13 protein-coding genes are annotated in these 13,198 nt (G+C 39.9%); 3 read left to right on the top strand and 10 right to left on the bottom strand.

The features are described 5' to 3' along the window. Positions 1-123 precede the first annotated feature (123 nt). From xseB to dxs, 3 genes are read left to right on the top strand one after another with little or no spacing between them, the layout of a single operon-like run. Positions 124-378, top strand: coding sequence for an exodeoxyribonuclease VII small subunit (gene xseB / locus AC27HL_RS03250; protein WP_487078931.1), 255 nt, complete (start codon positions 124-126; stop codon positions 376-378). Beyond that, the gene (gene ispA, locus AC27HL_RS03245; RefSeq protein ID WP_487078930.1) at positions 371-1,261 is read left to right on the top strand and encodes a (2E,6E)-farnesyl diphosphate synthase; all 891 of its coding nucleotides are present in this window, start codon (positions 371-373) and stop codon (positions 1,259-1,261) included. Before xseB ends, ispA begins: the two co-directional genes overlap by 8 nt. A 22-nt stretch (positions 1,262-1,283) precedes the next feature. After that, positions 1,284-3,164, top strand: coding sequence for a 1-deoxy-D-xylulose-5-phosphate synthase (gene dxs, locus AC27HL_RS03240; protein WP_487078929.1), 1,881 nt, complete (start codon positions 1,284-1,286; stop codon positions 3,162-3,164). A gap of 100 nt (positions 3,165-3,264) precedes the next feature. Here dxs and ribBA read toward each other — a convergent pair whose 3' ends face one another. From ribBA to AC27HL_RS03190, 10 genes are all read right to left on the bottom strand, one after another. Next, a complete protein-coding gene (gene ribBA, locus AC27HL_RS03235) occupies positions 3,265-4,374 on the bottom strand; it encodes a bifunctional 3,4-dihydroxy-2-butanone-4-phosphate synthase/GTP cyclohydrolase II (protein ID WP_487078928.1) in 1,110 nt (369 codons plus the stop codon). A gap of 10 nt (positions 4,375-4,384) precedes the next feature. Further along, complete coding sequence (locus AC27HL_RS03230) at positions 4,385-5,044, bottom strand: riboflavin synthase (protein ID WP_487078927.1); 660 nt, start codon at positions 5,042-5,044, stop codon at positions 4,385-4,387. Positions 5,045-5,105: 61 nt separating this feature from the next. Continuing rightward, positions 5,106-6,233: a bifunctional diaminohydroxyphosphoribosylaminopyrimidine deaminase/5-amino-6-(5-phosphoribosylamino)uracil reductase RibD gene (gene ribD / locus AC27HL_RS03225; RefSeq protein WP_487078926.1), complete on the bottom strand. Its 1,128-nt coding sequence runs from the start codon at positions 6,231-6,233 to the stop codon at positions 5,106-5,108. Between the two features lie 34 nt (positions 6,234-6,267). Then, the gene (gene nrdR / locus AC27HL_RS03220) at positions 6,268-6,723 is read right to left on the bottom strand and encodes a transcriptional regulator NrdR (RefSeq protein WP_487078925.1); all 456 of its coding nucleotides are present in this window, start codon (positions 6,721-6,723) and stop codon (positions 6,268-6,270) included. A 219-nt stretch (positions 6,724-6,942) separates the two neighbouring features. Continuing rightward, complete coding sequence (glyA, locus tag AC27HL_RS03215) at positions 6,943-8,196, bottom strand: serine hydroxymethyltransferase (protein ID WP_487078924.1); 1,254 nt, start codon at positions 8,194-8,196, stop codon at positions 6,943-6,945. A 311-nt stretch (positions 8,197-8,507) separates the two neighbouring features. Beyond that, the gene (locus tag AC27HL_RS03210; protein WP_487078923.1) at positions 8,508-9,125 is read right to left on the bottom strand and encodes a hypothetical protein; all 618 of its coding nucleotides are present in this window, start codon (positions 9,123-9,125) and stop codon (positions 8,508-8,510) included. Continuing rightward, positions 9,122-9,625, bottom strand: a complete 504-nt coding sequence (locus AC27HL_RS03205; RefSeq protein ID WP_487078922.1) for an RNA polymerase sigma factor — start codon at positions 9,623-9,625, stop codon at positions 9,122-9,124. The genes AC27HL_RS03210 and AC27HL_RS03205 overlap by 4 nt, the downstream gene beginning before the upstream one ends. A gap of 119 nt (positions 9,626-9,744) precedes the next feature. Then, on the bottom strand, positions 9,745-10,908 hold the full coding sequence (locus tag AC27HL_RS03200) for an ABC transporter permease (RefSeq protein ID WP_487078921.1): 1,164 nt from the start codon (positions 10,906-10,908) through the stop codon (positions 9,745-9,747). Next, the gene (locus tag AC27HL_RS03195) at positions 10,905-11,651 is read right to left on the bottom strand and encodes an ABC transporter ATP-binding protein (protein ID WP_487078920.1); all 747 of its coding nucleotides are present in this window, start codon (positions 11,649-11,651) and stop codon (positions 10,905-10,907) included. Before AC27HL_RS03195 ends, AC27HL_RS03200 begins: the two co-directional genes overlap by 4 nt. Before the next feature lie 31 nt (positions 11,652-11,682). Continuing rightward, positions 11,683-13,134, bottom strand: a complete 1,452-nt coding sequence (locus AC27HL_RS03190) for an alpha/beta fold hydrolase (protein WP_487078919.1) — start codon at positions 13,132-13,134, stop codon at positions 11,683-11,685. Positions 13,135-13,198: the final 64 nt, after the last annotated feature.

The raw sequence follows: 13,198 nt of genomic DNA, 5'->3' as shown, positions 1-13,198 counted from the left end.
TTGTCAATAACTTAAGTAGCAAATAATAATAGTTACTTTCCTCGTAATAAATCACATTAATTGACCCAGCGCCCCAGCTAAGGTAAGTTTGCGCCTAGAGTTCATATCACGCTGAAAAAATCCATGGCAAGAAAGAAAATTGAAAACTTAAGCTTTGAAGAATCGCTAACAGAATTAGAAACTATAGTGCAAAATTTAGAGCAAGGTGATCTCAGTCTTGAAGAATCAATGAGCCTATTTGAAAGAGGTTTACGTCTAAGTCAGCACAATCAAGAAAAGCTACAAGGTGCTGAGCAACAAATTAATATTCTGCTAGAGAAAAATGGTCAAGCACAGTTAACACCATTTATTAATGAAGAGAACAATAGTAGTGACTGAACTGACTAATATTGAGGCGGTACAAACACGCATTAACGACTACCTAATTCATAAGCTAGAAAACTTACCCGTTAATGATGAAAAACTATTAGCCGCCATGCGTTATGGTTTGCTTATTGGTGGCAAACGTATGCGCCCTTACCTTGCTTATATCACTGGCGAAGCATTAGATGCAAAACAAAGTGATATTGATGGTGTTGCCGCAGCTTTAGAGTGTATTCACGCGTATTCATTATTACACGATGACTTACCAGCGATGGATGATGACGACTTAAGACGCGGACAACCCACTTGCCATAAAGCCTTTGATGAAGCAACAGCCATTCTTGCTGGCGATAGTTTACAAACATTAGCATTTGATATTATTGCTAACCACCCATTTACTTCCGAAGTAGGAGCCAAACGTATCGAGTTGTTACGGCATTTAGTCAATGCCAGCGGTTATCAAGGCATGTGTGGTGGCCAAGCATTGGATTTAGCCGCAACTGGTAAGGCAATTTCATTGTCAGAGTTGGAGAAATTACATTCATTAAAAACCGGCGCCTTGTTAGAAGCATCAGTTATGATGGCCGCAGAATGCAGCACAAAGGCAACAAGCAGCGACAAAGGTCAACTATCTCAATATGCCAAGTTAGTAGGTTTAGCCTATCAAGTGCGAGATGATATTATTGATATTACCTCCACCGAAGAAGAGCTTGGCAAACCTGCTGGTTCAGACCTTGAAGCGGACAAGAGTACCTACCCAGCCTTACTCGGTTTAACGGGCGCACAAGAAAAAGCTGACAACTTATATCAACAAGCACTTCAAGCTTTAGCCACTTTGCCCTACAATACACAGAATTTATCCGATTTTGCGACTTTCATAATCAGTCGCAAACATTAATTTTTAAATTAAACAGAATAATATGACTATAAACCTAACTGAATACCCTTTACTGGCCAACATTAATAGCCCTGGTGAATTACGTAAATTAGAACAAAACCAATTAGAGCAAGCCAGTGAAGAATTAAGACGTTACCTTTTAAATTCAGTAAGTAAAAGCAGTGGTCATTTTGCTTCAGGTTTAGGTACGATTGAATTAACTGTCGCTTTACATTACGTCTACAACACACCATTTGATCATTTAATATGGGATGTTGGTCATCAAGCATACCCACATAAAATACTAACCGGTAGACGCGACCAGCTACATACAATTCGCCAAAAAGACGGCTTGCACCCATTCCCATGGCGTGAAGAAAGTGAATATGACGTATTAAGTGTCGGCCATTCAAGTACTTCTATTTCAGCAGCGCTTGGTATGTCTGTTGCGGCAGAAAAAGAAGGTAAGAATCGTAAAGTTGTTGCCGTTATCGGTGATGGTGCCATGACCGCTGGTATGGCTTTTGAAGCATTAAATCACGCTGGTGACATCAATAAAGATATGTTGGTGATATTAAACGACAACGAAATGTCGATTTCAGAAAATGTTGGTGCTCTTAATAACCATTTAGCAAAAATGCTTTCAGGAAGCCTTTATACCGGTATTCGTGAAGGTAGTAAGCGCATACTTAAAAATATTCCACCGATAAAAGAATTAGCCAGTCGCGCCGAAGAACACCTCAAAGGCATGGTGGTACCCAGCACCTTCTTCGAAGAACTTGGCTTTAATTACATTGGCCCAATTGATGGTCACGATGTTGACGGTTTAGTCGATACCATTTCCAATATGCGTAACCTTAAAGGTCCGCAATTACTGCATATTGCCACTAAAAAGGGCAAAGGTTACCAACAAGCCGAACAAGACCCGATCAAGTACCATGCGGTTCCAAAATTTGATCACACTGAAACCACGCTGCCAAAAAGTGCGCCGAGTTTACCCACTTATTCGGCAATATTCGGAGACTGGTTATGCAAAACCGCTGAGCAAGACAGCAAGCTCGCAGCTATCACTCCAGCAATGCGTGAAGGCTCAGGCATGGTTGAATTTAGCCAACGTTTTCCTCAGCAATACTATGATGTTGCTATTGCTGAACAACATGCCGTAACATTTGCTGCAGGCTTAGCTATTGGCGGACGTAAACCTGTAGTGGCAATTTATTCTAGCTTTTTACAGCGCGGCTATGATCAGCTCATTCACGACATTGCCATTCAAAATTTACCGGTACTATTTGCTATTGATCGTGCAGGTATAGTTGGCGCTGATGGGCCAACCCATCAAGGTTCATTTGATTTAAGTTTTATGCGCTGTATTCCGAATATGACCATTATGACACCAGCTGATGAACGCGAATGTCAATTAATGCTAAATACTGGCTACCAATTAAATGCACCTGCTGCAGTTAGATATCCTCGTGGTAGTGGTAATGGTGCAACCTTACCAGAAATACATGAAACCATTGAAGTGGGCAAAGGCAAGCGTATTCGTGAAATAGCCAACGGTACGACAAGTAGTAAAATTGCTATTCTTAACTTTGGTACGACTTTACTAGAAGCAAATTTAGCCGCTGAAACACTTGATGCGACATTGGTTGATATGCGTTTTGTAAAACCTTTAGACCAAACGCTAATCAATGACTTATGTGCTACACATGATTGTATTGTAACGGTTGAAGATAATGCCATAGCAGGTGGTGCAGGCTCAGGGGTAAATGAGTATATTCTTAGCCAAGGCATGATGAAGAAAATCCTCAACATTGGCTTGCCAGATAACTTTATTAAACACGGTACGCAAGCTGAAATTCATCAGGAATTAGGACTAGATAGCGAAGGAATTATTGCCAAGATAAACCAGTTTATTGCCTAAGGCGCTATCAATAGTCGAACATTAAAATTTATACTAAAATAGTAAAAAGGCCGTTTGAATGAATTCAAACGGCCTTTTTATTTATTAGGTATCATCGACGTTATTCAGCAATATATTCAACGACTTCTAAGCCAAAACCAGACAATGAATGGTATTTAGTTTGTGAGCTTAACAAACGCATTTTGCTAACACCTAAATTTGCTAAAATTTGCGAGCCAACACCAACATTACGTGAGCCAACATGGCGTTTCACTTCTTTCACGCTTTCACCAGCATCTAACTTAGCATATTTTTCCACTTGCGCAATCAGCTCCATTGGCGATTCATGCTTACCCAACAGCACCAACACGCCACCTTCCTTGCCAATTTTTTCCAAAGCATTTGCCATTGGCCATTTAGCGACACTTTCACGCTGGCTGAACAGTAAGTCTCTAAAAGTATTTTCTAAATGTACACGCACTAATGTTGGCTCTTCTGCTTTAATATCGCCTTTAGTTAAAGCAAAGTGCGCTTGACCATCAATGGTGTCTTTAAATACGGTTAAATCAAAATCGCCAAAAGCGGTTGGCAGTTTACACTGAGACACGCGTTCAATGGTAGTTTCATTAGCATTACGATATTCGATAAGATCGGCAATAGTGCCCATTTTAACGCCATGCTTTTCTGCAATAATTTCTAAATCCGGACGACGCGCCATAGTGCCATCTTCATTGAGAATTTCAACAATAACAGCTGCAGCTTCCAGCCCAGCTAAACGCGCTAAATCAACCCCAGCTTCGGTATGACCAGCACGGTTTAATACGCCACCATCTTTAGCAATTAATGGAAAAATATGACCTGGTTGCACAATAGAGTTATGATCGGCATCTTTGGCTACCGCCGCTAGAACAGTTGTCGCTCTATCTGCGGCAGAAATCCCTGTTGTTACCCCTTCAGCCGCTTCAATTGACACGGTAAAGTTAGTAGTAAATTGTGCATCATTTTTATCAACCATCAATGGTAATTTTAATGCTTCACAGCGCTGTGCAGACATCGGCATACAAATAAGACCACGACCATGTGTTGCCATAAAGTTGATCGCCTCTGGCGTCACTTTTTCTGCCGCCATAATGAAGTCACCTTCATTTTCGCGATCTTCGTCATCCATTAAGATAACCATTTTACCCTGAGCAATATCGTCGATAATCTCTTGTGGCGTGTGTAAATTCATGACAACCTCTTTATTTAATAAAACCACTGCGCGCTAATAGCGCATGCGTAACACCTGACTCTGTTGACTGGTCAGTTGTTTGCTTGGTAAGTAATCTTTCTATATAACGGGCAATTAAATCAACCTCTAAGTTAACTTGCGTGCCCACTTGATATTTACTAATAATTGTCTGCTCTGTCGTGTGCGGCACAATTGTTAAACGAAACTTATCTTGCGTTAAACTATTCACCGTTAGGCTAGTGCCATCAATAGTGATAGAGCCCTTTTCAGCAATATATGCTGACAACTCTGCCGGCATGGTTAGCCAATAATCAATACTATTGCCTTTGTGTTCAATACTGGTAATTTCGCTGACGGCGTCAACATGACCTGAAACCATATGACCACCAAATCGCGTTGTTGGCAACATGGCTTTTTCAAGGTTAACAGGACTACCTATTTGATAGTGTGCAAAACCTGTACGGGTTAAGGTTTCACTTGAAACATCAGCACTAAAACTTGCATTATCTAACGCGACTACCGTTAGGCAAATACCATTAGTCGCAATGGAGTCGCCTAATTTTACATCTGATAAATCAAGTGTCCCCGTTGCTACGGTTACTCGTGCACCATCGCCTGAAGTATTTATTGCTTTTAAGTGCCCTACGGCTTCTATAATTCCAGTAAACATTGTACTTTCATTACCTTTATTAATAATACTGAGAGCAAGCTATACAATCAGCAAATTGACTTTAATGACCAAAATTGGCCGTTAAGCGAATATCTTTACCAACCATGCGTATATCGGTAATTTCTAAATTTTTTGCCTGTGCTAGCTTTACTATTTCCGGCATATTAACTAAATCTTTGCCGTCATTACCCATCAATTTAGGCGCCTGAAATAAAACTAGCTCATTTACTAGGTTTTGGCTTATAAATGCCCCAGCTAACTGAGCACCTGACTCAATCAGTACATCATTTAAGCCAATTTTAGCTAAATAGGATAGTAACGACTTTAAATCGATATAATCGCTATTTTCTGCCTTGGAAATTACAACTTGTTCTACAAAGTGAGGCCAACTATGTATGTTTTCAATAGTATGTCGAATAATTAATATTCTACCTGACTCTTGGAAAATCGGCAGCTCAGGCGATAGACGATTTTTACCATCAATGATAATACGCAGTGGTTGTCTTACCTCTGCTTCTGGATAAATACATTGTACAGAGCCAAGTGACTGCCAACGTACATTCATTCTCGCTTTATCTGCAATAACAGAATCTGCGCCACAAATAACGCCGCAGCTTTGCGCTCGCAGTCTTTGCACATCCGCTCGTGCTTCTGCTCCGGTGATCCATTGACTCTCACCACTGGCCATAGCGGTTTTCCCATCTAAACTAGCGGCTAATTTACAGCGCACATAAGGCTTTTTATGCGTCATTAATTCAATAAAGCCTGGGTTTAAAGCCCGCGCGTCTTGCTCTAACAAGCCAGATTGGCTTGAAATACCTGCCGCTTCCAATAACCTTAAACCACGGCCTGACACTTTTGGATTAGGGTCAACCATAGCGGCAATAACGTGAGCAACTTGCGCCTTAATTAACGCTTCAGCACATGGCGGTGTTAAACCATAGTGACTACAAGGCTCTAATGTGACATAAGCTGTTGCGCCTTTTGCCTTATCGCCAGCTTGAGCTAAAGCATGAACTTCGGCATGACCTTGCCCTGCTTTTTTGTGAAAACCTTCACCAACAATTTCCCCATTTTTAACAAGTACGCAGCCTACTCTTGGATTAGGAGACGTAGTGTAATGGCCGCGCTTAGCCAATTCGATAGCGCGTTGCATGTATTGATGATCAGTTAAGGTAAATGTAGTCATGGTTTGCTCTTACGGCTTTCATTACTGCTAGTTGTTATTCACTATCGCCTAAGCGGGCAATTTCTTCACCAAACTCTTTAATGTCTTCAAAAGAGCGATATACTGAAGCAAAGCGAATATAGGCGACTTTGTCTAAGCTTTTTAACTGTTCCATAATTATAGTGCCAAGCATTTCACTCGACACTTCTCGTTCACCTGTAGCGCGTAACTTAGATTTAAGTTTATTTATCGACAATTCCATTTCTTCTGTACTAACAGGTCTTTTTTCTAAGGCTCGAACTAAACCATTGCGCATTTTATCTTCATTAAACGGCTCACGAGAGCCATCACGCTTAATGATGCGCGGCATGACGAGCTCAGCACTTTCAAAAGTCGTATAGCGTTCATGGCACACTAAACATTCGCGACGACGGCGCACTTGATGACCATCAGAAACTAAACGAGAGTCGATAACTTTAGTATCGGTGGCAGAGCAAAAAGGACAATACATGGATGATTTCCGTAGTTAATTCGACCTAATAAACATAAGTGGGCATTTTAATTGAAAACACGCCATTAAGCTAAAAAACTTACAGGGAAAATTTAAAAGCACAAAATTTTAAACTGAGAGGTTTTTATTGGCTATAAAAAATGGCCACCTAAGTGACCATTTATAAGTACTAAGCAGCGCTATTGAACTGCTCGGTATTTTATCATTTACATTATAGCTTTACTTGTAAACTGGGAAACGTGCGCATAGCTCTTTAATGCCAGCTTGTACTTTCACAATTGTTTCTTCGTTAGTAATATCATCTAAAATATCACAAACAAAAGTTGTAATTGCTTTAGTTTCTTCAACACCAAAACCACGACGAGTAATTGCTGGTGTACCTAAGCGTAAGCCAGATGTTACAAACGGTGAACGTGGGTCATTTGGTACTGAGTTTTTGTTTACTGTGATATGAGCACGACCAAGTGCAGCGTCAGCATCTTTACCAGTGATATCTTTGTCAATTAAATCAAGCAATAACAAATGGTTTTCAGTACCGTTTGAAACCACTTTATAGCCACGTTCTTGTAATACCACAACCATAGCTTTAGCGTTATCTAACACATTTTGTTGATAGGCTTTAAATTCAGGAGACAATGCTTCTTTAAACGCTACCGCTTTAGCAGCGATAATATGCATTAATGGGCCACCTTGACCACCTGGGAATACAGCGCTGTTTAACTTCTTGTAAATTGCTTCGTCATCACAACCTGAAACAATTAAACCACCACGTGGGCCAGCTAATGTTTTATGTGTAGTAGTCGTGACAACATGAGCGTGAGGAACTGGATTAGGGTAAAGGCCTGCTGCAACTAAACCGGCAACATGAGCCATATCAACTACAAAATAAGCACCAACTTTATCGGCAATTTCACGCATACGTGCCCAGTCGACCTTTTGAGAGTATGCAGAGAAGCCGCCAATAATCATTTTAGGCTTATGTTCTTCAGCCAACACTTCCATCTCTTCATAATCAATCTGACCGTTATCATCTATACCGTAAGGAATTATGTTATAAAGTTTCCCAGAAAAGTTTACTGGCGAACCATGAGTAAGATGCCCACCATGGGCTAAACTCATTCCTAAAATAGTATCTCCCGCTTCAAGCAGAGCCATGTAGACAGCACTATTAGCCTGGGAACCAGCATGTGGTTGAACATTAGCATAAGTTGCACCAAATAATTCTTTAGCACGATCAATAGCTAACTGCTCAGCGACATCTGCATTCTCACAACCACCGTAATAACGCTTGCCTGGGTAACCTTCAGCATACTTATTAGTGAATTGAGAACCTTGTGCTTCCATAACTCGAGGACTGGTATAATTTTCTGAAGCAATAAGTTCAATGTGTTCTTCTTGGCGAACAACTTCATTACTCATTGCTTGATAAAGTTCTGGATCAAAATCAGCAATATTCATATCACGTGTAAACATGTAATTTCCTCAATTAGTCTGCCAGCGGCATTAGTTGGCTTTTGTTTTTCAACATTAGCAAGGTCAAAAATAATTGCGGCATATTTTGCCTGAACTTGTAGGGGTTGTATATGATAAAACCACGCTCTTTTAGTTCATTTTGCAATCAATTATGCTTTGAGGTTAGCGTTAAAAGTTTTTAACGAAGCCATCAAATAATTAGCAGAACCAATATACTGCCTTGGAGTGGGAAAAACAACAAATTTAAATCAGGATAAGTCCGCTTATTCAAAATATAATTCTAAAAAAAAGGGAAATTCCATTTTAAATAGCTATTTCATCTGCAAAAGCTGCTGGTATTCTTTCCTACGTTTTCTATATAAATAGTCAACAATAAGATAAATAACCAACATAAAGCCATTAGCCATTAAATAACCCGGAAGTGCAGCTTTGTCGCTGGTTTGACTGACAGTGTAAACAAACCAGTTTACTAAAGGCAGAAAGGGTAAAAATGATAACTTAGTTATCCACATATAACGCATAGATGATTCACTACCTGCAATCGCATGATCAATTGCCTTTTCTGGACTGTCGCAAAGTTGCGACCATATTGCGATACGAATTTTTGCTTCAAAATAAATAAAGACTAGGGAGATTAAACCACCAAGTCCTATATATATGTTTACTGGCTCTCCCCATTGGCCATCGTAAATGCCATACATAAACGCCACCAACAAACCTAACGTAGCAATAACATTCAATGCAAAACAAAACTTTGCGCCACGAGTGCGTCGACGCGTACGTTTAATTAGTGCTTGAATATCAGTTTTAGGCGTTGGCTGTGTTTGCCAATCTTCACTAATTTTTGCCCATGCATCTTCTGCTGCTCTATCTTCAGGAAGCGGTTTTGATTCAAGCTGCTGTTTCTCATTATTGTTGTTTTTATTCATACTGCCTCCAACAACTGCATTAACTTGGCCTTAGCCCTTTGTAATCGCACGCCAACTAAGTTAGTGGAAATAGCCAAAACATCAGCAATTTCTTGGTAACTCATACCTTCAAGCGCCAAAGTGATAACTTGTTGCTGTTCTAGCTTTAATTGGCGAATTGCTTGTGCCAATCGTTGTTGCCTTTGTTGCTGATCAAGTTCTTGGTATGGGGTTGCATGCTTATGATCGACAGTTAAACCATCGTCAAAGTCTTGCTCTGTTTTTATTGTTTTCACGGATTTAGCTACATGGGTAGCCAATACATTATGAGCAATACGGGCAACAAAAGTTTTTGCACTGGCTTCACTGCGATATTGAGGTAGTGCTCGCCAGATATTCAATGCGATTTCTTGAAATAATTCATCTTGAATAGCGGCTTTGGCTTCAAAACCGCTAATAATATGGCGAAGAAGTTTTTCATACTCCTCCAGCCATTGTTGAAAAATTAATTGATGAGACAAAAAACTATCCTTGCATTCAGCTTGCTTACAAGTACTTCTTTGCTTATAAGGGACTGATATTGTTATAAGCGTAGAATTTAACATAGTATTAACTTAGGTATCATCAATTTTTTCGTTTTCTAGCTCAACGCCATCACAACTTTTTCTGACTTCAGCTTTTTCGCTAACATAGTAACTAATAGCACAGTAATACCTATGGTTACTCCGCTTGTGGTTAACATTGCTAGCCAATTCACTTCCACACCTTTAAAAATGTCTTCCATAATTAATGACTGCCCAGCAATCGGCATCCAATCTAGCCATTGTGGACGATCATCCATTAGCATAAGTGCAACTGGTACAAAGGCAGGAATAGCAATGATCATGTTGACGGTTGATTGTGCTTCTTTAAAACTTTTAGTTTGAAAAGCTAAAAACAATTGACAGGCGGTCGCAAAGAAACAAATAGGTAACAGTAAGAATAATAAGGTTAAAGCTTTAGGTATACCTAAACTGAATGTTGCACCAATTTTAGTTAAATCAACAAAACCGACTGAAATTGACGTTAAAACTAGCACCATAGCAACGCCAATAACCGATATGGTTGAAGCACTGCAAAGTTTCGCTAGCACTATTTTCATTGTACTCACAGGTTGGCACAACAGCATTTCCAATACATTACGCTCGCGCTCACCCGCACTCGAGTCAATTGCGACAGACAATCCTGACATAAATGCGGCCATCATCATGTACAACCCCATCATCATTGAAATCATAATAAAGGTTGCGTCAGGTTTAGCTAAATCTTGCTCCACCACTTTTACAGCGTTAAGTAAGCGCACATCAACGCCTCTTAATAATAACCGCTTGTAACCAATAGACAATGAAAATTCACGTACGGCATTATTGATTCGACGTGTTGGCGGGCGAACGGCTTTGTCATTAAAATCAGCTTTTAAATGCACCATAATGGTTTTACCTTCAGCCATATTTTTTGCGTAATCTTCTGGAATATCAATCATGATATTACGCTCGTCCCAAATCGCTTTATCTTCATTGGGTACATCAGCAAAGCTGAAAATATTTTGCTTAGCAAGGTGTTCAATTAACTTAGGTGCGTATTCAGAGCCGGTGAATTTAATATATGCTGGTGGTTCATCAATGGCTTTTTCAATAACTATTTTTGACATTACCATGATCATAATTGGCGCCATAAACGCCATCATTAAAGCAACCATTAGCGCTCGTTTATCACGAAATGCTTCTTTATATTCTTTTAATAGCAAAGCTTTAAACTGGATCATGCTGCTACTCCTTCATCTGAGCCAATTAATTTAACAAACGCTTCTTCTAAATGCGTTTCACCCGCTAAGTCACATAACTCTTGCGGTGTACCTTGTGCCGCAAGTTTACCATTGGCAACAATAATTACCCGATCACATAATGCAGCAACTTCTTGCATGACATGTGAAGAAAACAAAATGCAGTGTCCTTTTGCTTTAAATTTCGCCAAATGGTTGCGTAAAATTCTGGTACTCATCACGTCTAAGCCGCGGGTTGGTTCATCAAGAACAAAATTCTTAGGTTGATGCACCAAAGATTGCGCTAAAGTTACCTTCATGCGTTGCCCTTGTGAAAATCCAACGGTTTTCCGATGTGCTAAATCTTCTAATTCTAAGTCTTTAATGACTTGCTCAATTGCCTGCTTTTTGGTATTTCCCGACATGCCATGAATACTGGCAAAATAGTCAATTTGTTCATATGCCGTTAAACGCTCGTACAAGCCAAACTTATCAGGAAATATGCCTAGTTTTGCCCGCGCAGCTAGTGGATTTTCTGTAACTTTAATGCCGTCGATAGTAGCAAAACCTTCATCGGCAGAAAGCAAGCCATAAAGCGTGCGTAAACAGGTGGTTTTGCCCGCACCGTTTGGTCCTAAAATTCCCGTAATTTCACCATCTTTTGCAGTAAAAGACAGGCCGTCTAAGGCTTTTACGGTATTTTTCTTATCGATAAAGCTCTTATGTAAATTATTTACTTCAATCATTTTTTATTCCTTTACTATTACTCACAAGAGCCTATTGAACGCCGTTAACACTAGTCATAAATGTTTCTGCCGGTACATCTTCAAGACAAGATTCATCGAGCGATTTTGGATCTTTCTTGCTTAAGAACTCATTAATAATCATGTTGGCGCATGTGCTCATAGCGACAGTATGAGATGCATTTTCAACAACAATATGATGGCTATTTGGCAGTGATTTATCAGCGTAGTCACCATTACTTGGCGGCGTTACTGGGTCTAGGTTTCCTGATAAAATCAAAGTTGGAATATCAGCAGTGACACTTTGATAAAAATCTTCACTAGGGCGATATTGCGGAAAGAAAGGACATATTGCCTGCCAAGCAAAATGACTATCATTACCGTCAAAATTATTATCGCCGTCATGCATTTTATCTTCAGCACTTATTCGAGGCATGTCTTCGTTACAAACAATGTTAAATAACAAGCCGGTATATACTAATTGTTCATCTTCAGTGCGAGCCATTAAGCCTATCAAAGGCTGATAATTTTCTAGGTAAGCTTGGTGGATCACAAGTGGCACCATAGAACGCCCTTCCATGCCATAAAGTTGAAAGCGTAAGTTACCGGTAAACTTAGTATCATCAAGTACAAACTTAGTCGTGGTGCCAATACGAGGGTGTAAAATATCAAAACTTACTGGCTGGTTTGCTAAGCGCTTTTTAACGGCCTGAAATTCTTGGGCTAAATTCGGAAATGCCTGATGACATGATTCATTTTTTTGGCAGTTTTCAATTAATAAATTAAATGATCGAGCGCCACTTTGACCAAACATACCAATTGGTACTTCGATAGGCCCAACACTATCAAGAACAACACTCTCCAATGATTCTGGGAATAAACGCATATAAACTAAACCGGCACGCGTTCCGTATGAGCCACCATAAATATTAATTTTCTCATGACCTAATGCAGCACGAATACCGTCAAAATCACGGATAGCATTTTCAGAGTTATATTGGGTAACATCACCTTTAAATTGCGAGACACAATCTTTAACTTCTTGCTCATTGAGTTCGCTCGCCAATGCCGTATAGACATTCTCAACAGCGTCAAATTCACATTCTAGGGCGCTACTTTCCCCAGTACCACGCTGATCTACAAGAATAATGTCACGCGTTTTCCTTACTTCACGAAAAACCTGGTTTAACGCAGTTGCAAGCTCTACAGCCGCTTGACCCGGGCCGCCTGCTAAAAACATTAACGGGGCTTTATATTCGCTGTTGTCTATGGCAGGTAAAACAGCAAAATTTACAGAAATTTTATCGCCGTTAGGCTTTTGATAATTCTCAGGAACCTGCAATTTACCACACTTAACTTGCGAGCGAATTTCACCTAAATGGCAATTTTCTAATGTCAGGCTATCGTTTTTTATATCATTTGCTAGTGATTGCTGTGCAAAGCCCAGTAGGCCGACAACGAGCATCTTCTTCCACGTTATTTTCATTTTATCCTTCCTAATGATAATGTTGCCTGTATAGTCTCGATACATTTAAATTTATTACAGCATT

The organism is Colwellia aquaemaris, from assembly GCF_057548755.1.
Note: the sequence above shows the minus strand (reverse complement) of the source record. Positions and strands in the feature narration are given on the sequence as shown.

Bases quoted from the DNA above. Each gene is read 5' to 3' on its own strand.
- xseB (WP_487078931.1), top strand. From the start codon at position 124: ATGGCAAGAAAGAAAATTGAAAACTTAAGCTTTGAAGAATCGCTAACA.
- AC27HL_RS03210 (WP_487078923.1), bottom strand. From the start codon at position 9,125: ATGAATAAAAACAACAATAATGAGAAACAGCAGCTTGAATCAAAACCG.
- nrdR (WP_487078925.1), bottom strand. From the start codon at position 6,723: ATGTATTGTCCTTTTTGCTCTGCCACCGATACTAAAGTTATCGACTCT.
- AC27HL_RS03230 (WP_487078927.1), bottom strand. From the start codon at position 5,044: ATGTTTACTGGAATTATAGAAGCCGTAGGGCACTTAAAAGCAATAAAT.
- dxs (WP_487078929.1), top strand. From the start codon at position 1,284: ATGACTATAAACCTAACTGAATACCCTTTACTGGCCAACATTAATAGC.
- ribBA (WP_487078928.1), bottom strand. From the start codon at position 4,374: ATGAATTTACACACGCCACAAGAGATTATCGACGATATTGCTCAGGGT.
- AC27HL_RS03190 (WP_487078919.1), bottom strand. From the start codon at position 13,134: ATGAAAATAACGTGGAAGAAGATGCTCGTTGTCGGCCTACTGGGCTTT.
- AC27HL_RS03200 (WP_487078921.1), bottom strand. From the start codon at position 10,908: ATGATCCAGTTTAAAGCTTTGCTATTAAAAGAATATAAAGAAGCATTT.
- AC27HL_RS03195 (WP_487078920.1), bottom strand. From the start codon at position 11,651: ATGATTGAAGTAAATAATTTACATAAGAGCTTTATCGATAAGAAAAAT.
- ribD (WP_487078926.1), bottom strand. From the start codon at position 6,233: ATGACTACATTTACCTTAACTGATCATCAATACATGCAACGCGCTATC.
- glyA (WP_487078924.1), bottom strand. From the start codon at position 8,196: ATGTTTACACGTGATATGAATATTGCTGATTTTGATCCAGAACTTTAT.